Source organism: Streptomyces sp. NPDC056628 (assembly GCF_042792555.1).
Classification (GTDB): domain Bacteria; phylum Actinomycetota; class Actinomycetes; order Streptomycetales; family Streptomycetaceae; genus Streptomyces.
The window spans coordinates 67,177-86,436 of sequence record NZ_JBHTWG010000024.1; the positions used below are offsets into that span (position 1 = coordinate 67,177).

Consider the following 19,260-nt stretch of genomic DNA (forward strand, 5'->3'; position numbering starts at 1 on the left):
TCACGGGCGCCGGGGAGCACGGACCCAGCCGAGCGACCGCTCGACGGCATGCTGCCAGGACTCGTACTCCCACTCCCGGCGCTCGGCGTCCATGTCGGGCAGCCACTGCGCGGCCCGGTGCCAGTTGCGGCGCAGGACCGCCAGGTCCGGCCAGTACCCGGCGGCGAGCCCGGCCGCGTAGGCGGCGCCCAGCGACACCGTCTCGGCGACCAGGGGCCGTACGACGGGGACGTCGAGGACGTCGGCGAGGATCTGCATGAGCAGGTTGTCCGAGGTCATGCCGCCGTCGACCTTGAGCTGTTTCAGGGCGAGTTCGGAGTCGGCGTTCACCGCGTCCACGACCTCGCGGGTCTGCCAGCCGGTGGCCTCCAGGACGGCCCGGGCGAGATGCCCCTTGGTGATGTAGGAGGTGAGGCCGACGATGACGCCCCGGGCGTCGCTGCGCCAGTGCGGGGCGAACAGGCCGGAGAACGCGGGCACGATGTAGCAGCCGCCGTTGTCCTCGACGGTGCGGGCCAGCGTCTCGATCTCGGGGGCGCTGTGGATCAGGCCCAGCCGGTCGCGGAACCACTGCACCAGGGAGCCGGTGACGGCGATCGGTCCCTCCAGCGCGTAGACGGTGGGCTGATCGTCGATCTTGTAGGCGACCGTGGTGAGCAGCCCGTGCTCGGAGCGCACGAGGTCGGTGCCGGTGTTCATGACCAGGAAGCTGCCGGTCCCGTAGGTGCACTTCGCCTCGCCCGGTGAGAAGCAGGTCTGGCCGAACAGGGCAGCCTGCTGGTCGCCGAGGGCGGCCGTGATGGGGACGCCGGGCAGCACGGCGCGAGCCTCGCCGTAGCGCTCGGCGGAGGAGCGGATCTCGGGGAGCATGGTGCGCGGCACCCCGAAGAAGTCCATGAGCGCCCGGTCCCAGGTGAGCGTCCGGATGTCCATGAGCATGGTGCGGCCGGCGTTGGTGGCGTCGGTGATGTGCAGTCCGCCGTCCGTGCCGCCGGTGAGGTTCCAGATCAGCCAGCTCTCGATGGTGCCGAACAGCACCTCGCCGTCCCGGGCGCGCCGCTCGAGTCCGTCGACATGGTCGAACAGCCAGCGGATGCGGGGCGCGGAGAAGTAGGTCGACGGGGGCAGGAGGCAGTGGTCGAGGAAGAAGTCGTCGCCCGGGTCCCGGCGCAGTTCCTCGACGAACGGGGCGGTGCGGGTGTCCTGCCAGACGATCGCCCGGCCCAGCGGGACGCCGGTGCGCGGATCCCACAGGACCGTCGTCTCGCGCTGGTTGGCGATGCCGATGGCGGAGATCTGGTCCGGTGCCACCTGGGCGTTGGCCAGGGCTTCGGGGACGACGCGCTGGAGGTTGCGCCAGATCTCGACGGCGTCGTGCTCGACCCAGCCGGGCTGCGGGAAGTACTGCTGGTGCTCGCGCTGGGCGACGGAGACCAGCCGTCCTCCGTGGTCGAACAGGATGCACCGGGTGGAGGTGGTGCCCTGGTCGATGGACATCACATACCGCTCCACCATGATCGGCCCTCCTTCCGGTGTGTCGTGGGGTGCCCCGGCCTACCAGCGGGCCGCGCCGAGGTCCCTGGAGATCGCGCGAGCCGCCTCGCGCAGCACGGTGATCAGCGCCGGCTGGGGCCGGCCTTTGGTGTCGCAGATCCGCTCGACGGCGCCGGACACGCCGATCGCCCCCACGACGAGCCCTCCCTGCCCTCGGATCGGCGCGGCGATCCCGGCCTCGCCCATGCTCATCTCCTGCACCTCGGCGCCCCATCCCAGGTCCCGTATCTCGGCGAGCGCGCGGTGGAGGTCGGCGAAGTGGACCAGGGTGTGCCGGGTGTACGCCTCCAGGGCGGTCTCCAGCAGCTGCTCGACGGGGGCGGCGCCGAAGGCCAGCAGGACCTTGCCGAGCGAGGACGCGTGCAGCGGCAGCAGCGCGCCGACGTCCAGGGTCTGGAGGGTGTCGTCGGGCCGGAAGACATGGTGGATGACGAGCACCCTGCCCTCCAGGGGGGTGCCGAGCCGGACGGCCTCACCGCTGCGGGCGGCGAGGGCGTCGGCCCAGTTGATCGAGCGGGACCGCAGTTCGTTGACGTCGAGGTAGCTGGTGCCGAGGTGCAGCAGCGCCGCCCCGAGCTGGTACTTGCCGGTCGCCGGGTCCTGTTCGACGAAGTCGACGTGCTGCAGGGTGCGCAGGATGCCGTGGGCGGTGCCCTTGGCGAGGCCCAGGGAGGAGGCGACCTCGCCGAGTCCCAGCCGCCGGGAGCCGCCGGCGAGCAGCCGGAGGATCGCCGCGGCCCGCTCGATGGACTGGACGGGGCCGGCCATGGCATGAGCCTAGTCCGATTTACCCCTTTGGGGACTGTCGTTCGGTAATGCCGACTCGGGTTCGTTGACCGGGTCTGCTTACCTTTCTACCGTTTTTATCGACCCAGCTTTTACCGGAGGGCTTTCCCCGAGGAGGAGGACCGATGATCACTGCGCTGCCGTGTGCCGCGCCCCAGGGGGAAGTCGAGCACGTCTTCAGCCTGCCGCACGCGCCGGAGACCGCGGGCGGCGTACGCCGCAGGGTACGCGGCGTGCTGGCGGACTGGAACCTGACGGCGGACGCCGCCGCGGACGTCCTGCTGGTGGTCTCCGAGCTGGTCACGAACGCGATCGTGCACGCCCTGCCGCCCGCGACCCTGCGGGTCTCCCGCGACCGGGGGGAGGCGTGCGTGGCGGTCCGCGTCGAGGTGACCGACACCGGTCCCGCCGCCCCGCCGTCCGCCGTCGACCCGGACGAGCACGGCCGGGGTCTGGAGATCGTCAGCACGCTGGCCGAGCGCTGCGGGGTGCGGGTGCAGTCCGGCGGCACGTGCCGATGGGCGGAGCTGCGGGTGAACTAGGGGGTGACACCACGAGGAGGGCCGGCCCCGCGGCGCCCGCCATGCGAAAGGGCCCCCGCGGACTGCCGCCCGCGAAGGCCCCGCACACCGTCGGGACGACAGGATTTGAACCTGCGACCCCTTGACCCCCAGTCAAGTGCGCTACCAAGCTGCGCCACGTCCCGGTGTCCACCACACGGGCAACCGTGTGATCACGCAGGTCAACCCTACCGCATGGGCGGCGCGGCGCCGACGGACGCCTCGTCCGAGGGCGCGGCCGCATCCCGGTCGGCCATGGGGTGCGCGGGTCGGCCCGCCGGACCCCGGGGGACGCTGCCGTGCCGCCCCCGGCCGGGACTCCAGGACATGCCCCCGACGAACCCCGCCATCAACATGGTCACCAGCGCGACCACCCACCACGGCAGACCCGCCGTCGCCATGAAGGCGACGACCGCCACCAGCGCGAGAAGTGCCACCACGTCCCGCTCCCCCTTCACCCGTACCTCACCGGCCCCCGGTCTCCCGAAAGCAGCCACGCGTCACAGCGGGCATATGACGCAACAATACGCGAGACCGTCGTACAACCCACTTCGGACCATCCGCACATATGACAGGACGGTTCATATGACGGGCAGGCCGGGGTCGCTCGGGTGCGTCGACGTGGTCCAGGCGCCCTGACGCCGTTCGCCCGGTCTCGCCCCCTCGGCGCCTCGGGCACGACGGAGTGTCCGTCCGGCACCTTCGCCACCCCACACTGTGTACGGACCGGACGGTCACCGCCCCCGGCTAGGGTCGGCCGCATGACGCACAGCTTCGCTCTCCACATCCCCGACGCCGAGCTCGAACCCGAGCCCCTGGCCCCGGAGCAGATCGTCTCCGGTACGCCCGAGGTGACCGGGAAGGTGGTGTGGGAGTCCGCCGACGGACGTCAGGTGCGGGGCATCTGGCAGATCACGCCGGGCGTGGTCACCGACACCGAGGCCGACGAACTCTTCGTCGTGGTCCGGGGATCGGCCACCATCGAGGTCGAGGGCGGCCCGACGCTCCGGGTCGGGCCCGGTGACATGGCCGTGCTGCGCGAGGGCGACCGTACGACGTGGACCGTGCACGAGACGCTGCGCAAGGCGTACGCGATCACTCTGTGAGCGGGGGGCCCGTGGTGCCCCTGATCTCCAGCGCGGGCGCGGCGAGCCGGACCCCGCCCGCTCCCCCGGTGCCGGCGAACCGGTCCAGCAGGCACCGGGCGGCGCGCCGGCCGACCTCGTAGCCCGCGTTGTCGACGGTGGTCAGCCAGACGTGGCGGAGCCGGGCGATGCTGGTGTTGTCGTAGCCGACCACCGACAGGTCGTGCGGCACCCGCAGCCCCGACTCCTCGGCCGCGGACAGCGCGCCGATGGCGCAGATGTCGTTGACCGCGAAGACGGCCGTCGGCCGCTGCGCACGGCTCAGCAGCCGGACCGTCGCCCGGTAGCCGCCCTCCTCGGTCATGTCGCTGCCCTCGACGACCGCCCCGTCCGCCAGGCCGTGCTCGCGCATCACCGCCTCGAAGCTGCGCCTGCGCAGCTCGCCGACCGCCCCGTAGCCCGCGATGTGCGCGATGCGCCGGTGGCCGAGGCCGATGAGGTGCTCGGTGACCAGTCGGGCGCCGCGCTCGTCGTCGTTGGCCACCACGTCCACCCCCGCGGGCGCCGGTTCGCGCGCCCCGGCGACCACCACCGGCAGCCGCTCGGCCGCCTCGGCGAGCGCCGCCGGATCGGGCAGGGTGCCGACCACGACCAGCCCGTCCACGCGCAGGTCCAGCAGCGGGCCCGCGGGGTCCTGGCCGGTACGCCGGTTGAGGCGGGCGTCGGCCAGCAGCATGTGCAGGCCGTTGTCGTGGAGCAGGGAGTTCAGGCCGTCGAGGAGTTCGACGAACCAGGGGTTGCGCAGGTCGTTCAGCAGGACACCGACCGTGCGCGTGCGCTGTTCGCTGAGGCTGCGCGCGGCGGCGTTGGGCCGGTAGCCGAGCTCGCGCACAGCGCGCAGGACGGCCTCGCGCTTCTCCGGGCGCACCTGCTCGGAGCCCCGCAGCACCAGCGAGACCAGCGACTTCGAGACGCCGGCGCGGTCGGCCACGTCGCGGATGGTCGGGGGTCTCATGGAGATGGACCGTTCCACGCGTTCAGGGTGCTTGTCAAAGGCGGACGCCGCGCGGGAAGAGGGGTTGACACCGGTCACGGCGGCGACCGAAGGTGGCCCCGACAGAGAATGGACCGGTCCAATGAGGGGCTGCAATGGTGGACACGCTCGGCGTCGCCGTCGTCGGATTCGGCTGGATGGGGCGCGTGCACACACAGGCGTACGCCCGCCTCGCGCACCACTACCCGGACCTGCCCCTGCGCCCGGAGCTGGTGACCGTCGCCGAGGAGGTGCCCGGCCGGGCCGAGGAGGCCGCCGCGCGCTTCGGGTTCGCCTCGGCGACCCGGGACTGGCGCGAGGTGGCCGCAGACCCGCGCGTCCGGGCGGTCAGCGTCACCGCGCCGAACTTCCTGCACCGGGAGATCGGCGTGGCAATGGCCGAGGCCGGCAAGCACCTGTGGATCGAGAAGCCGGTCGGGCTGACCGCCGGGGACGCCCGGGCCGTGGCCGACGCGGCCGCACGGGCCGGGGTGCGCTCAGCGGTCGGCTTCAACTACCGCAACGCGCCCGCCGTCGAGACCGCCCGCGACCTCATCGCGTCCGGTGACATCGGCACCGTGACCCATGTGCGCATCCGCCTGTTCAGCGACTACGCGGCCCATCCGCAGGGGGCGCTGACCTGGCGTTACGAGCGTGAGCGCGGCGGCAGCGGCGTGCTGGGCGACCTCGCCTCGCACGGCGTGGACCTCGCCCGCTTCCTGCTCGGTGACATCGCCTCCCTGACCGCCGACACCGCGGTCTTCGTCCCCCAGCGGGCCCGGCCGACCGGCGCCACCGCCGGGCACACCCTCGCGACCGGCGAGCTCGGCCCGGTCGAGAACGAGGACTACGTCAACTGCCTGCTGCGGTTCGCCTCCGGGGCGCGCGGCGTGCTGGAGGCCTGCCGGGTCTCGGTCGGCGAGCAGAACAACTACGGCTTCGAGGTGCACGGCACACGGGGCGCGGTGTTCTGGGACTTCCGGCGGATGGGCGAGCTGAGGGTCAGCCGCGGCACCGCCTACCAGGACCAGCCGGTCGCCACCGTCCACGTCGGCCCCGGTGACGGCGAGTTCGGCGCGTTCCAGCCGGGTGCGGCGAACGCGATGGGCTACGACGACCTCAAGGTCGTCGAGGCGTACCGGTTCCTGCGCTCGATCGCCGAGGGCACGTCGTACGGGGCCACCCTGGACGACGCGGTGCACAGCGCGGCCGTACTGGACGCGATGGTGCGCTCGGCGGGCAGCGGCACCTGGGTGGACGTGGCGGCGGAGGACTGAGGGCGCGCCTCGGCGCGCCCTCAGGGAGCGCCTCCCGACGGCAACCTCGACGGGCGCCGTCACCAGCCAGAGCCACACGGCCGCCTGGGCGAGGGGCACGCCGGCGACGAACACCACCACCGTCACCGTGAGGTCGAGGTTGAACAGCCGGAAGCCCTCCGGCGGTCCCGCCGTGTCACGCGGCCAGGGGCGCCGGGCCAGGACGGGGACCACCGCGAGGCCGGCGGCGCCGAGGGCGGCGACCGTCGCCGCGAACACGGCGACCGCCTCGGGCTCCCCGCCGTACTGCACGCCCGGCCCGGTCCCCCGTCCGTCACCCGACGGGCGCCGGCATGTTGTACGGCGTCACCACCTGGATCGCCGACGGCACCGTCGGGCCGGCCGGCGGCAGCGCGCCGTGCGCCCGCATCACGACGTGGCACACCTCGCGCAGATCGTGCCGCAGGTCGTGGTGGAGCACGACGGACAACCGGTGCTCGCGCAGCAGCCGGGTGTTGTCCCCGTCGAGGTCGTGGGCGACGAACACCGCGCACTCGCGTCCAAGGTCCTCGAAGGCGCGCAGGGTGGCGATGTTGCCGCCACCGATGGAGTAGACGGCGCGGATGTCCGGGTCGCGTTCCAGCGCGGCCCGCACCAGGTCGTACTGGGTGGCGTCCAGTCCGTGCCCCTCGGCGATCTCCACGAGGGTGCGCTCTGGGTGCAGGCTCCGCATGGCGCTGCGGAAGCCCATCTCGCGCTCCTCCTCGTTGCGGAAGAACCCGCTGCTGAGGCTGGTCAGCACATTGCCGGGCCGGTCCCCCAGCCACTGGCCCATGAGATAGGCGGCGGTGGCGCCCGCGGCCCGGTTGTCGATGCCCACGTAGGCGAGACGGGCCGTGGCGGGAAGGTCCGTCACCAGGGTGACGACCGGGATGCCGGCGTCCACGAGCCGGGCGACGGCGGCGGTGACCTCGGGGACGTCCGGGGCCTTGAGGATCACGCCCTGCGAGCCGCGCCGGGCGATGCGGTCGAGCGTGCCGGTCAGTTCCGCGACCGGACCCGTCTCGCGGAAGTGGAAGCGGGAGCGCACCACGGCGGGGTGCAGGGACGGCAGTTCGGCCTCCAGGGCCGCGCGGACGGCCGTCGTGAACCGCTGCGGGGCCTGCACGACCATGTCGACCATGAAGGTACGGCCCTGGAGGCGGACCTGGGTGCGCTGGCGGTCCAGGTCGGCGATGGCCCGGCGGACCTCGCGCGCGGTGCTCTCGCGCACGCCTTTGCGGCCGTTCAGGACCCGGTCGACCGTGGCCTCGCTCAGACCCGCCTGACGTGCGATCTCACGGATCGGGAAGGGATGGCCCATGCGACGGCTCCTGAGGGGTTTTTGATGGCTTCCTGCTGGTTGTTCGAGGGTATTGTCAGGACAAGAATGACATCACTGAGCCGCCCCTGTCATCGAGAGGACGACGATGTCTCTCACCTCCGCGCACCGCCCGGCCTGGCTGTCCGAGCGCGACTGCGACCTCGCGGACTTCCGTGAGCTGGTCGAACGGACCACGGATCGCGCCGACTACCCGTACGCCCGTGCCGTGGAGCAGGGCGTCCTCGTGTACGACAGCGACCGCCTGCGCGCGGCCGGCGACCCGCGGGACGTGCGGGCCGAGCTGGTGCGCGCCCTCGCGGACGGGCCCGGCATCGTGGTCCTGGAGGGCGCCTTCCCCGCCCCGGCGGTCGTCGACCGGCTCACCGCGGTGTTCGACGCGCTGATCGCCGAGCAGCGCGCCGCGGGCACCGCCGCCGGCGACCACTTCGCCCCGCCCGGCGCCAACGACCGGGTCTGGAACGCCCTGGAGAAGGCAGCCCTGTACGATCCCGCCGCGTTCGCCGACTACTACGCCAACGACATGCTCGCCCTGGTGTCGACGGCCTGGCTGGGTCCCGGCTACCAGGTCACCTCGCAGGTGAACGTGGTCAACCCGGGCGGCGCCGCGCAGACCGCGCACCGCGACTACCACCTGGGCTTCCTGTCCGCCGAGGCCGCGGCCGCCTACCCGGCGCACGTGCACACGCTGTCCCCCGCGCTCACCCTCCAGGGCGCCGTCGCGCACTGCGACATGCCGGTGGAGTCCGGACCGACGATGTACCTGCCCCACTCGCAGCGCTACGAGCCGGGCTACCTGGCCTGGCGGCTGCCCGCGTTCCAGGAGTACTTCGAGGCGCACCACGTGCAGCTCCCGCTCGCCAAGGGCGACGCGGTCTTCTTCAACCCGGCGCTGTTCCACGCCGCCGGCACCAACCGCTCGGCGGACATCCGGCGCACCGCCAACCTCCTGCAGGTGTCGTCCGCGTTCGGGCGGGCCATGGAGACGGTGGACCGCGAGGCCGTGGCCAACGCCGTCTACCCCGTGCTGCTGGACCGGGTCGCCGAGGGCGCCGGCGCGACCTGGGCGGAGAACGTGATCGCCGCGAGCGCCGAGGGCTACCCGTTCCCCACGAACCTGGACAACGACCCGCCGGTCGACGGGCTGGCCCCGCCGTCCCAGGCGGACGTCGTGCGGCGGGCGCTCGCCGCGGGCCGGACACCCGAGGCGCTGCGCGCGGAGCTGCGGGCCGGCGCCGAGCGGCGCAAGAGCTGACTGAAAGGACCCGGAACACCCATGGGACTTCTCGACGACAAGGTCGTCCTCGTCAACGGCGGCAGTCAGGGCGTCGGTGCCGCCGTCGCCCGGGCCGCCGTGCGCGAGGGGGCGGTCGTGGCCGTCACCGGGCGCCGCGCGGACCCCGGTGAGGCCCTGGTGGCCGAACTGACGGCCGCCGGGGGCAAGGCGCTGTTCATCCGCGCCGACCTCGCGGACGCCGAGCGGGCCAGGTCCTCGGTCGCCGAGGTCGTGGCCGCGTACGGCCGGATCGACTGCCTGGTCAACTCGGCGGGGCTGACGTCCCGGGGCACGCTCCTGGACACCACGCCCGAACTGTTCGACCAGCACATCGCGATCAACCTGAAGGCGCCGTTCTTCGCCATGCAGGCCGCCGTGGCCGACATGGTGGCGCGCGGGGCGCCCGGCACCGTCGTCAACATCATCACGTCCTCCGCGCACGGCGGGCAGCCGTTCCTGGCGCCGTACGTCGCCGCCAAGGCCGGTCTCGTGGGCCTCACCCGCAACGCCGCGCACGCGCACCGCTGGGACCGGGTCCGGATCAACGGCCTGAACATCGGCTGGACGGCGACCGAGGGTGAGGACGTCACCCAGCGGACGTTCCACGCCGCGTCGGACGACTGGCGGGAGCGGGCCGCCGCGAAGCTGCCGATGGGCAAGCTCGGACAGCCCGACGAGATCGCCGACTTCGTGGTGCTCCTGCTGTCGGAGCGGTCCGGTGTGGTCACCGGATCGGTGATCGACTGGGACCAGAACGTCCTCGGCGGCCTCGACTAGCGGCGCGCCTCCTCCTCCTCACTCACCCTGCTCGACAAGGAAGTTGAAGCATGCGTATCGGAATCCTCGGCCTCGGCCGTATCGGCGCCTTCCACGCCGAGACCCTCGCGGGGCTCGACGTGGTGGACTCCCTCGTCGTCACCGACCCGTTCGCGGACGCCGCCAAGGCCGCCGCGGAACGGTTCGGCGCCGAGGTCGTGGACTCGCCGCAGGCCCTGCTGTCGGCGGGCGTGGACGGCATCGTCGTCGCCGCCGCGACCGACGCCCACCCCGCGCTGATCCTGGCCGGCGTCGAGGCGGGCGTACCCGTCTTCTGCGAGAAGCCCGTCGCCCGCACCATGAGTGAGGGCGTCCAGGTCCTCAAGGCCGTCCAGGACAAGGACGTGCCCATCCAGATCGGCTACAACCGGCGCTTCGACGCCGGCTTCGTCGCCGCCCGGGCCGCCGTGCGCTCCGGTGAGCTGGGCGAGCTGCACACCGTACGGTCGACGACGCTGGACCCGGCGCCACCGCCGGCCGCGTACATCGCCGCCTCCGGCGGCATCTTCCGCGACTGCTCCGTGCACGACTTCGACATCATCCGCTGGGTGACCGGACGCGAGGTCGCGGAGGTGTACGCGGTCGGTGGCAACAAGGGCGCCGAGTACATCGCGGACGCGAACGACGCCGACACCACCGGCGCGATCCTCACCCTGGACGACGGCACCATCGCGGTGGTCTCCAACTCGCGTCACAACGCGCGCGGCTACGACGTCCGTATGGAGATCCACGGCTTCGCGGACTCCATCGCGGTCGGCCTGGAGGACAAGCTGCCGCTGCGCTCGGTGGAGCCCGGCGTGACGTTCCCCGCGGGCACCCCGCACGACTTCTTCATGGACCGTTTCACCGACGCCTACCGCGCCGAACTCACCGCGTTCACCGAGGTCGTGGCCGGCTCCCGGCCCTCCCCCTGCACGGTCGAGGACGCCCTGGAGGCGGGCTGGATCGCGGACGCGTGCACGCTGTCGCTGCGCGAGCACCGCCCGGTGACGATCGACGAGGTGCGGCAGGGGTGACCGGGCGCGGACCCGAACCGGTGCGCGTCGGCGTCCTGGGTCCGGTCCGCATCACCGAGCGCGCCCTCGTGGGTCCCGCCCGTGCGCGCGGCCACCGCCTCGTGGGTCCGGCCCGCGCGACCGGCCACCGCCTCGTGGCGGTGGCCGCGCGCGACCGGTCCCGCGCCGAGGCGTTCGCCGCCGCCCACGGCGTCGAACGGATGGCCGCCTCCTACCCGGACCTGCCGGCCGACCCGGCCGTCGAGGTCGTCTACGACCCGCTCGTCGACGGCCTGCACGGCCCGTGGAACCTGGCCGTGCTCGCGGCCTGCCAACACGTCCTGACGGAGAAGCCGTCGGCGAGCAACGCCGAGGAGGCCGCCGAGGTGGGCCGGGCGGCGGCGTCCTCGGGCACGGTCTCCACGGAGGCGTCCCCTACCTGTTCGGTCAGCGGGCGTACAGGGCCGGCCGCTCCGCCAGTTCCACCGGCACCCGCCCGCCCTGCTCCAGTGCCCGTACGCCCGCCGCCGACACCGCCGACACGGCGTAGCCGTCCCAGGCGCTCGGGCCGGTGACCTCGTCCCGGCGGGTGGCGTCGACCCACGCCTGGACCTCGCGGTCGTAGGCGCCGGCGAAGCGTTGCAGGTAGTCCTGGGCGATGGTGCCGCCCCAGTGGCCGGCGGTCTGGGTGACCACGGCGTGGCCGTCGCCGACGCGGGCGGTGCCGCGTTCGCAGACGACCTCGGCCTGGACCTGGTAGCCGAAGCCGCAGTTGACGAAGATCTCGACGTCGACGACGGCTCCGCCGTCCGTCTCGAAGACCACGAACTGGGGGTCGCGGACGCCGTCCGGCGCGTCGCCGGACGGTGTCGGGGTGAGCACGGTGACGGCCGTGATCTCGTGGCCGAGGAGCCAGCGGGTCACGTCCATCTCGTGCGCCACGGAGTCCTCGACGAGCATCGCGGACGTCCAGCCGGGCGGGCTCGCCACGTTGCGGTGCCGGTTGTGCAGCAGCAGCGGGCGGCCCAGCCGGCCCGTGTCCAGCAGGGCCTTCAGTTCCCGGTACTCGCTGTCGTAGCGCCGCATGAAGCCGACCTGGACCCGGCGCCGGCCGAGGGAGCACTCGGCCCGGACCACCCGCAGGGCGGCGGCCGGGTCCGGGGTGAGCGGCTTCTCGCAGAGCACCGGCAGGCCGTGCTCGAACGCCGCCATGAGCGCCGCCTCGTGGGCGGGGCCGGGCGAGGCGACGATCACCGCGTCGACGTCGGGCGAGGCCATCGCGGCGGCCGGGTCGGTGTGCACGGCGCAGCCGTCGACCCGGGACGCGACGGCCTCGGCGCGTCCCCGGTCGACGTCCACCACGGCGGTCACGCGGGCCCCGCTGACGGTCTCCTGGACGCGGCGCACATGGTCGGCGCCCATCCTCCCGGTGCCGACGACGGCGACGCCCAGGTCGTCCGGACGGTGGGCCATGGAGATCGGCGTCCTCTCGGGGCGTCAGGCGCCGCAGGACCTCAGGAACCTGCGGGTGCGGACCGCGATGGGCAGGGGCTTGTCCGGCTCGCAGGGGTACATGTCCTGCTCGACGATCGCGAACAGGTCGACGTCCAGCTTCTGCGCGGCCTGCAGGACCGGGCCGAGCTCCGGCACGCCGGCCGGGGGCTCGCACATGACGCCGCGTGCCACGGCCGGTCCGAACGGGATCCCGTTCTTCACGACGTCCGCGAGGATCTCCGGATCCACCTGCTTGAGGTGCAGATAGCCGATGCGCTCGCCGTAGGTCTCGATCAGTTTGACGCTGTCGCCGCCGCAGTAGGCGTAGTGCCCGGTGTCCAGGCAGAGGTTGACGAGGTCGGAGTCGGTCGAGTCGAGGAACCGTTCGACGTGGGCCTCGGTGTCGATGTGGGTGTCGGCGTGCGGGTGCACGACGATGTCCAGCCCGAACCGCTCGCGCACCTCGCGGCCGAGCCGTTCCATGCCCTGGGTGAGGTGCCCCCACTGCTCGGCGGTGAGCTCGGAGGGCTCCAGGATCTCGGCGGTCTTGTCGTCGCGCCAGAAGGACGGGATGACGACGAGGTGCTTCGCCCCCATGGCCTGGGTGAGCGAGGCGACCTCGCTGACGTGCTCCCAGGTGGAGTCCCAGACGGCGGGGCCTCGGTGCAGCCCGGTGAAGATCGTGCCGGCCGACACCTTGAGGCCGCGCCGGGCGATCTCGTCGGTCAGCCGGGCCGGGTCGGTGGGCAGGTAGCCGTACGGTCCCAGCTCGATCCAGTCGTAGCCGGCCTCGGCGACCTCGTCGAGGAAGCGGTCCCAGGGCACCTGGGCCGGGTCGTCGGGGAACCAGACGCCCCAGGAGTCGGGGGCCGAGCCCACCCGTATACGGTCCAGCGCAGGGGGCATGTCAGGACTTCCCTTCCGAGGAGGGCACGGGTGCGGTGAGGGCGTCGGCTTCCGGGAGCTCCTCCACGTCGACGCCGCGGACCTGCGACAGCTCGTGTTTGAGGGCGGCGAGTTCGGTGCCGCCGGCCATGTGGTTGGTGAGCTCTTCGAGGCTGACCTCGTCGCGGGAGGCGCTGAGCTCCATGGTGCCCAGGCGCAGGACGCTGAAGTGGTCGCCGACCATGTAGGCGTGGTGCGGGTTGTGGGTGATGAAGATGACGCCGAGGCCGCGGTCGCGGGCGGCGGCGATGTACTTCAGGACCACGCCGGACTGCTTGACGCCGAGGGCGGCGGTGGGCTCGTCCAGGATGAGGACGCGGGCGCCGAAGTAGACGGCGCGGGCGATGGCCACGCACTGGCGCTGGCCGCCGGAGAGGGTGCCGATGGGCTGCTCCAGGTCGTCCAGGACGATGCCCATGTTGCGCAGTTCCTCGTCGGCGGTCCTCTTCATCCGCTCGATGTCGAGCCGGCGCAGGGGCCAGGGGCCCTTGGTCATCTCGGAGCCGAGGAAGAAGTTGCGCCAGACCGGCATCAGCGGGACGACGGCGAGGTCCTGGTAGACGGTGGCGATGCCCTTGTCGAGGGCCTCGCGCGGGGTGGAGAAACGCACCGGTGCGCCGTCGACGAGGAACGCGCCCTCGGTGTGCTGGTGCAGCCCCGAGATGATCTTGATCAGGGTGGACTTGCCGGCTCCGTTGTCGCCCAGGACGCAGGTGACCTGACTGGGGAAGACCTTCAGGTCGACGCCGTGCAGGGCACGGATGTTGCCGTAGGACTTGCCCGCGCCGCGCAGTTCGACGAGCGGGGCGTCCCCCTCCGCGGTCCGGTCCTTCACCACGGCACCCTGTGTGCCGGTTCCTTCGGTGGTCATGTCGGTCACCTCCTGGTCGCCGTGCGCTGGACCCACTGGTTGATGAGGACGGCGCCGAGGAGCATCACGCCGAGGAACGCCTTGAACCAGTCGGGGTTCCAGCCGGCGTAGACGATGCCCTGCTGGACCATGCCGAACATGAAGGCGCCGAAGACCGGGCCGATGGCCGAGCCGGCTCCGCCGGTGAGCAGACAGCCGCCGATGACCGCCGCCGCGATGTAGATGAGCTCCTGGCCGACGCCCTCGCCGGACTGCACGGTGTTGAACGAGAACAGCTGGTGCATGCCGACGAACCAGGCTCCGAACCCGACCAGCATGAACAGGGAGATCTTGGTGAAGGTGACGGGCACACCGACGGCTCGCGCGCTGTCCTTGTTGCCGCCGACGGCGAAGATCCAGTTGCCGTACCGGGTGCGCAGCAGCACCCAGGTGGCCAGGGCCGCGAAGACCAGCCACCAGACGACGGTGATCTTCACGTTGACGCCGCCGACCTCGAAGGACGAGGCGAAGACCGCCTTGGCCTGGTCGAAGCCGTCCATGTCGCTGATGTCGTCCGTGGCGACGTTGCCGGTGACCAGCTTGGTCACCGCGAGGTTGACGCCTTGGAGGATCAGGAAGGTGCCCAGGGTGACCAGGAAGCTCGGCAGCCCGGTCCTGACCAGCATCCAGCCGTTGAACAGCCCGACCGCCAGCGAGACGACGAGGGCGACGATCACACCGACCCAGACGTTCATCGTCAGCTGGTAGCTGACCATGCTCGCGGTCAGGGCCGAGGTGATCACGGCGACGCCCGCCGAGAGGTCGAACTCGCCGCCGATCATCAGCAGAGCCACGGGCAGTGCCATGATCCCGATGGTCGACGACTGGTACAGGATGTTCGCCATCGAGCCGCCGTCGCGCACGGCGGGTGCCGTGATGAGGAAGAAGACCAGCACCGCGACGGCGCCGAGGAAGACGCCCACCTCGGGCCGGGCCAGCAGACGCAGCGCCAGCGGGCGCCGGGCGGTCCGCCCGTCGGTCTCCTGGCCCGGGCCGGAGGCCGGCGGTGTGGTCACCGCCGGCTCAGCCTGTCGGGTCATGCTCATCACCGGGTGCCCTTCGCGGCGAACTTGTCGATGGTCTCGACGTTCGCCTTGTCGACGAACGCCGGGCCGGTCAGCACCGGCGCCTCGCCGCCGCCCATGTAGTTGCCGTTGTTCTTGTACAGCCACAGGGAGTCGATCGCCAGGTAGCCCTGGAGGTAGGGCTGCTGGTCGACCGCGAACTCGATGTCGCCCTTGCCGATCGCCTTGGTCAGGTCCTTGTTGAGGTCGAAGGTCGCGACCTTCGCCTTGCTGCCGGCCTCGGACACCGACTGCACCGACGTCAGCGCGAACGGGGCGCCGAGGGCGACGACGTAGTCGATGTCGCTGTCCGTCTTCAGTTTGGCGGTGATCGTGGACTTCACGCTCGGCATGTCGGTGCCGTTGACGTTCAGGGTCTCCAGGGAGCCCTCGAACGTCTTCTTCACACCGTCGCAGCGCTGGGTGAGTCCGATGTTGCCCTGCTCCTGGATGACACAGACGGCCTTCTTGGCGCCGGACTCGTTCAGCCGCTTGCCGAGGGCCTCGCCGGCCACCGTCTCGTCCTGCCCGAAGAACTCCGTCAGGCCGAGCTTCTGCCACTCGCTGACGCCGGAGTTCAGGCCGACGACGGGGATGTTCTGCGCCTTGGCCTTGCCGACGACCTCCTTGAGGGCGTCCGGCTTGGCCAGGGTGATCGCGATGCCGTCGACCTTCTGGTCGATGGCGTTCTGCACCAGGTTGGCCTGGCTTCCGGCGTTGGGGTCGGCGGAGTAGATCAGCTTGATGTTGTCCTTGGCGGCGGCCGCCTCGGCACCCTTGCGGACTATGTCCCAGAAGGTGTCGCCGGGCGACTGGTGCGTCACCAGGGCGACCGTCATCCGGGGCGTGTCGGCCTTGCCCGCAGAGGCGTTCGCCCCGCTCTCGTCGGCCTCCTTGCCGCCGGAGCTGCTGGAGCAGCCTGCGAGGGTGAGCGCGGCCGCGGCGGCCACGGCAACGAGGGAGGCCAGCTTGCGCGAGCGGGGGTAAGAGCGGTCCATCTTTCCAGCACCTCACTGTGCGACGGGTGTGCGACGGGGGGAAAGGGTGATCACCGGGTTACACGGTCCGGGCCTTCCCTGGGCCGGGCAGTGTGTCGTGGAACACGACGGTTGCGCTGGGACGGGATCAAATCCCTAGATGCGCCCGCTGTCAATACTTTGTTAAGACATTATTTCACTCTCAGGTCCGAATGTAAGTACAAAGTATTGACAGCATCGGTCTCCGCGTCCTACACCTGGGAGGCGGCAGGCCCCTCGGGACCCGCACCCCCTGTCCAGCTCTAGGAGCGTCACGCATGGCCGAGACAGCCAAGCCCTTCGACTTGATCACGATGGGAAGAATAGGAGTCGACCTCTACCCCCTACAGTCCGGCCTCCCTCTGGAGCGGGTGGAGACGTTCGGCAAGTTCCTCGGAGGGTCGGCCGCCAACGTCGCCGTCGCCGCCGCCCGGCTCGGCCGCCGCACCGCCGTGATCACGCGCACCGGAGCCGACCCGTTCGGCACGTACCTGCACGAGGCGCTGAAGGACTTCGGCGTGGACGACCGCTGGGTGACCCCGGTCACCGCCCATCCGACCCCCGTGACGTTCTGCGAGATCTTCCCGCCCGACGACTTCCCGCTGTACTTCTACCGGCAGCCCAAGGCGCCCGACCTGGAGATCCGCACCGACGAGCTGGACCTCGACGCGATCGCCGCGGCCCGGGTCTTCTGGATCACCGGCACCGGCCTGAGCGAGGAGCCCAGCCGTACGGCGACGCTCGCGGCCCTCGCCCACCGCGCCAAGGCCGGCGTCACGGTCTTCGACCTCGACTGGCGCCCCATGTTCTGGCGCGACCCCGACCAGGCGCGCCCGTACTACGCCGAGGCCCTGCGGCACGCCACGGTCGCCGTCGGCAACCTCGACGAGTGCGAGGTCGCCACCGGCGTCCGCGAGCCGCAGGCCTGCGCGGAGGCGCTGCTCGCGGCCGGCGTCGAGCTGGCGGTCGTCAAGCAGGGCCCCAAGGGCGTGCTGGCGGTCCACCGGGACGGCACCCGCGCCGAGGTGCCGCCGGTGCCGGTGGAGGTCGCCAACGGGCTGGGGGCGGGCGACGCCTTCGGCGGCTCCCTGGTCCACGGCCTGCTGTCCGGCTGGGACCTGGAGCGGACCGTGCGGCACGCCAACGCCGCGGGGGCCCTCGTCGCCTCCCGCCTCGCCTGCTCCTCCGCCATGCCCACCGGGTCCGAGGTCGCGGACCTCCTCGCCCGGGCGTCGTGAGCGCCCGCCGAGCCACCCCTGAACGGAGCTTTCGTTGAGTCTCTCCATCCCCGACCTCACCGCGGTCAGAGCCCGGCACCCCGAGGCGATCGCGGAGGCCGCCGCCCGGCGGGTGCGCCGCCCGCTGATCGGCGCGAGCGGGCGCCTGATGATCGTGGCCGCCGACCATCCGGCCCGCGGCGCCCTCGGCGTGGGCGACCGGCGCCTCGCCATGGCCAACCGGGCCGAACTGCTGGAACGTCTCTGCATAGCGCTGTCCCGGCCCGGCGTCGACGGGGTCCTGGCCACCGCCGACATCCTGGAGGACCTGCTGCTCCTCGGCGTCCTCGACGGCAAGGTCGTCATGGGCTCCATGAACCGGGGCGGCCTGGCCGGCGCCTCCTTCGAGATGGACGACCGCTTCACCGGCCACCGCGCCGAGGACATCGAGCGCATGCGGTTCGACGCGGGCAAGCTGCTGGTCCGCATCGACCACGCCGACCCCGGCTCCCTGACCACGCTGGAGGCCTCGGCCCGCGCCGTCGACGCCATGGCCGCGCGCCGGCTGCCGCTGTTCGTCGAGCCCTTCGTCTCCCGGCGCGTCGACGGCAAGGTGCGCAACGACCTGTCCGCCGAGGCCGTCACCCGCTCGATCGCCATCGCCTCCGGCCTGGGCGGCACCTCCGCCTACACCTGGCTGAAGCTGCCGGTCACCGACGACCCCGACCACATGGCCGAGGTCCTGGAGACCTCCACGCTGCCCGTGGTCCTGCTCGGCGGCGAGGTGGGCGGCGACCAGGAGGGGGCGTACGACCGCTGGCGCAAGGCGCTCCGGCTGCCCACGGTCCAGGGCATGGTCGTCGGCCGCTCGCTGCTCTACCCGGCCGAGGGCACTGTGGAGACGGCGGTGGACACGGCCGTCGGCCTGTTGTGACACGCACTGCGACGCGGAGGAACGACTGTGACGCTTGAGGACGCGATGACGTACCACCTCCCCGCGGGAAAGACGCCCGACGGCCCGTACGTCGTGGACGTCACGCCCGAGAAGGCCCGCTGGGGGTACTCCAGCCTGCGGGTCCTGGAGCTGCCGCCCGGCGGCACGCACACCTTCGAGACCGGCGACAGCGAGTGGATCGTCCTGCCGCTGGCCGGCGGCTGCTCGGTGACGGCCACCGACGACTTCGGCCACGACACCTTCACGCTCACCGGCCGCGAGAGCGTGTTCGGCGCCGTCACCGACTTCGCCTACGTCCCGCGCGACGCCCGGGCGACCGTCTCCTCCGCGGGCGGCGGGCGGTTCGCGCTGACCGGGGCGCGCTGCACCCGGCGGCTGCCGGCCCGCTACGGACCGGCCTCCGCGGTGCCGGTGGAGCTGCGCGGCACCGGCAGCAGCAGCCGCCAGGTGAACAACTTCGGCGCGGCCGGGGTCTTCGAGTGCGACAAGCTCATCGCGGTCGAGGTGATCACCCCGGGCGGCAACTGGTCGTCGTTCCCGCCGCACAAGCACGACGAGCACCGGCCCGGCGAGGAGTCGGTGCTCGAGGAGATCTACTACTTCGAGTTCGCCGGCCACGAGGGCATCCCCGGCCTCGGCTACCAGCGCGTCTCGCCGTCCGGCCACGGCCGCGGCACCGACGTCCTCGCGGAGGTGCGCGACGGCGACGTCGTGCTGATCCCCGACGGCTGGCACGGGCCGTCCATGGCGGTGCCCGGCCACCACATGTACTACCTGAACGTCATGGCGGGCCCCGAGGACGAGCGCGCCTGGCTGATCTGCGACCACCCCGACCACGCCTGGATCCGCGGCACCTGGCCGGACCAGCCCGTCGACCCCCGTCTGCCCCTCTACACCGCCCCGTCCCAGTGAGGTCA

General features: G+C 72.1%; 19 protein-coding genes, 1 tRNA gene and 1 pseudogene. 10 read left to right on the top strand and 11 right to left on the bottom strand.

The genetic code is table 11. The annotated features are described in order from the left end of the window. Together glpK and ACFRAC_RS25240 are read right to left on the bottom strand one after the other, a co-directional pair. Complete coding sequence (gene glpK / locus ACFRAC_RS25235; protein WP_382928043.1) at positions 1-1,515, bottom strand: glycerol kinase GlpK; 1,515 nt, start codon at positions 1,513-1,515, stop codon at positions 1-3. A gap of 39 nt (positions 1,516-1,554) precedes the next feature. Continuing rightward, entirely contained in the window at positions 1,555-2,322 is a 768-nt protein-coding gene (locus ACFRAC_RS25240; RefSeq protein ID WP_382928055.1) for an IclR family transcriptional regulator, read from the bottom strand. Between the two features lie 143 nt (positions 2,323-2,465). On the opposite strand from ACFRAC_RS25240, the gene ACFRAC_RS25245 reads away from it, so the two are divergent. Next, on the top strand, positions 2,466-2,882 hold the full coding sequence (locus ACFRAC_RS25245; protein WP_382928072.1) for an ATP-binding protein: 417 nt from the start codon (positions 2,466-2,468) through the stop codon (positions 2,880-2,882). A 90-nt stretch (positions 2,883-2,972) separates the two neighbouring features. On the opposite strand, the gene ACFRAC_RS25250 is transcribed toward ACFRAC_RS25245, so the two are convergent. After that, positions 2,973-3,046 (bottom strand) — tRNA-Pro (locus ACFRAC_RS25250). A gap of 42 nt (positions 3,047-3,088) precedes the next feature. Further along, positions 3,089-3,340, bottom strand: coding sequence for a hypothetical protein (locus tag ACFRAC_RS25255; RefSeq protein WP_382928077.1), 252 nt, complete (start codon positions 3,338-3,340; stop codon positions 3,089-3,091). 321 nt (positions 3,341-3,661) lie between these two features. Between ACFRAC_RS25255 and ACFRAC_RS25260 the strand changes: the two genes are divergently transcribed. After that, entirely contained in the window at positions 3,662-4,006 is a 345-nt protein-coding gene (locus ACFRAC_RS25260) for a cupin domain-containing protein (RefSeq protein ID WP_382928082.1), read from the top strand. On the opposite strand, the gene ACFRAC_RS25265 is transcribed toward ACFRAC_RS25260, so the two are convergent. After that, a complete protein-coding gene (locus ACFRAC_RS25265; protein WP_382928090.1) occupies positions 3,996-5,000 on the bottom strand; it encodes a LacI family DNA-binding transcriptional regulator in 1,005 nt (334 codons plus the stop codon). The two genes, ACFRAC_RS25260 and ACFRAC_RS25265, sit on opposite strands and share 11 nt — an antisense overlap. 134 nt (positions 5,001-5,134) lie before the next feature. Between ACFRAC_RS25265 and ACFRAC_RS25270 the strand changes: the two genes are divergently transcribed. Further along, a complete protein-coding gene (locus ACFRAC_RS25270) occupies positions 5,135-6,295 on the top strand; it encodes a Gfo/Idh/MocA family protein (RefSeq protein WP_382928099.1) in 1,161 nt (386 codons plus the stop codon). Positions 6,296-6,608: 313 nt separating this feature from the next. Here ACFRAC_RS25270 and ACFRAC_RS25275 read toward each other — a convergent pair whose 3' ends face one another. Continuing rightward, positions 6,609-7,637, bottom strand: coding sequence for a LacI family DNA-binding transcriptional regulator (locus ACFRAC_RS25275; RefSeq protein ID WP_382928108.1), 1,029 nt, complete (start codon positions 7,635-7,637; stop codon positions 6,609-6,611). 106 nt (positions 7,638-7,743) lie between these two features. Here ACFRAC_RS25275 and ACFRAC_RS25280 point away from each other — a divergent pair, with 106 nt between their 5' ends. The 4 genes and pseudogenes from ACFRAC_RS25280 to ACFRAC_RS25295 all read left to right on the top strand — a co-directional run. Next, positions 7,744-8,910 carry a phytanoyl-CoA dioxygenase family protein gene (locus ACFRAC_RS25280; protein ID WP_382928112.1) on the top strand — a complete coding sequence of 389 codons (1,167 nt, stop codon included), beginning with the start codon at positions 7,744-7,746 and terminating at the stop codon, positions 8,908-8,910. Between the two features lie 21 nt (positions 8,911-8,931). Further along, on the top strand, positions 8,932-9,708 hold the full coding sequence (locus tag ACFRAC_RS25285) for an SDR family oxidoreductase (RefSeq protein WP_382928117.1): 777 nt from the start codon (positions 8,932-8,934) through the stop codon (positions 9,706-9,708). 50 nt (positions 9,709-9,758) lie between these two features. Beyond that, positions 9,759-10,763, top strand: a complete 1,005-nt coding sequence (locus ACFRAC_RS25290) for a Gfo/Idh/MocA family oxidoreductase (RefSeq protein ID WP_382928123.1) — start codon at positions 9,759-9,761, stop codon at positions 10,761-10,763. Next, a pseudogene (locus ACFRAC_RS25295) lies at positions 10,760-11,173 on the top strand (Gfo/Idh/MocA family oxidoreductase); the annotation flags it as partial. The gene ACFRAC_RS25290 and the pseudogene ACFRAC_RS25295, both read left to right, overlap by 4 nt. 16 nt (positions 11,174-11,189) lie before the next feature. Here ACFRAC_RS25295 and ACFRAC_RS25300 read toward each other — a convergent pair. From ACFRAC_RS25300 to ACFRAC_RS25320, 5 genes are read right to left on the bottom strand one after another with little or no spacing between them, the layout of a single operon-like run. Further along, the gene (locus ACFRAC_RS25300) at positions 11,190-12,215 is read right to left on the bottom strand and encodes a Gfo/Idh/MocA family protein (protein ID WP_382928135.1); all 1,026 of its coding nucleotides are present in this window, start codon (positions 12,213-12,215) and stop codon (positions 11,190-11,192) included. Positions 12,216-12,239: 24 nt separating this feature from the next. Beyond that, complete coding sequence (locus ACFRAC_RS25305) at positions 12,240-13,142, bottom strand: sugar phosphate isomerase/epimerase family protein (protein WP_382928141.1); 903 nt, start codon at positions 13,140-13,142, stop codon at positions 12,240-12,242. A gap of 1 nt (position 13,143) precedes the next feature. Continuing rightward, on the bottom strand, positions 13,144-14,052 hold the full coding sequence (locus ACFRAC_RS25310; protein ID WP_382928153.1) for an ATP-binding cassette domain-containing protein: 909 nt from the start codon (positions 14,050-14,052) through the stop codon (positions 13,144-13,146). Between the two features lie 5 nt (positions 14,053-14,057). Further along, positions 14,058-15,137 carry an ABC transporter permease gene (locus ACFRAC_RS25315; RefSeq protein ID WP_382928165.1) on the bottom strand — a complete coding sequence of 360 codons (1,080 nt, stop codon included), beginning with the start codon at positions 15,135-15,137 and terminating at the stop codon, positions 14,058-14,060. Next, positions 15,137-16,153 (bottom strand): sugar ABC transporter substrate-binding protein, encoded by a 1,017-nt coding sequence (locus ACFRAC_RS25320; protein WP_382928180.1) that lies wholly within the window; start codon positions 16,151-16,153, stop codon positions 15,137-15,139. The genes ACFRAC_RS25315 and ACFRAC_RS25320 overlap by 1 nt, the downstream gene beginning before the upstream one ends. A gap of 296 nt (positions 16,154-16,449) precedes the next feature. Between ACFRAC_RS25320 and iolC the strand changes: the two genes are divergently transcribed. From iolC to iolB, 3 genes are read left to right on the top strand one after another with little or no spacing between them, the layout of a single operon-like run. Beyond that, on the top strand, positions 16,450-17,409 hold the full coding sequence (gene iolC, locus ACFRAC_RS25325; RefSeq protein ID WP_382928185.1) for a 5-dehydro-2-deoxygluconokinase: 960 nt from the start codon (positions 16,450-16,452) through the stop codon (positions 17,407-17,409). A gap of 34 nt (positions 17,410-17,443) precedes the next feature. Then, entirely contained in the window at positions 17,444-18,322 is an 879-nt protein-coding gene (locus tag ACFRAC_RS25330; protein WP_382928189.1) for a deoxyribose-phosphate aldolase, read from the top strand. 45 nt (positions 18,323-18,367) lie between these two features. Further along, entirely contained in the window at positions 18,368-19,255 is an 888-nt protein-coding gene (gene iolB, locus ACFRAC_RS25335) for a 5-deoxy-glucuronate isomerase (RefSeq protein ID WP_382928411.1), read from the top strand. Positions 19,256-19,260 lie beyond the last annotated feature (5 nt).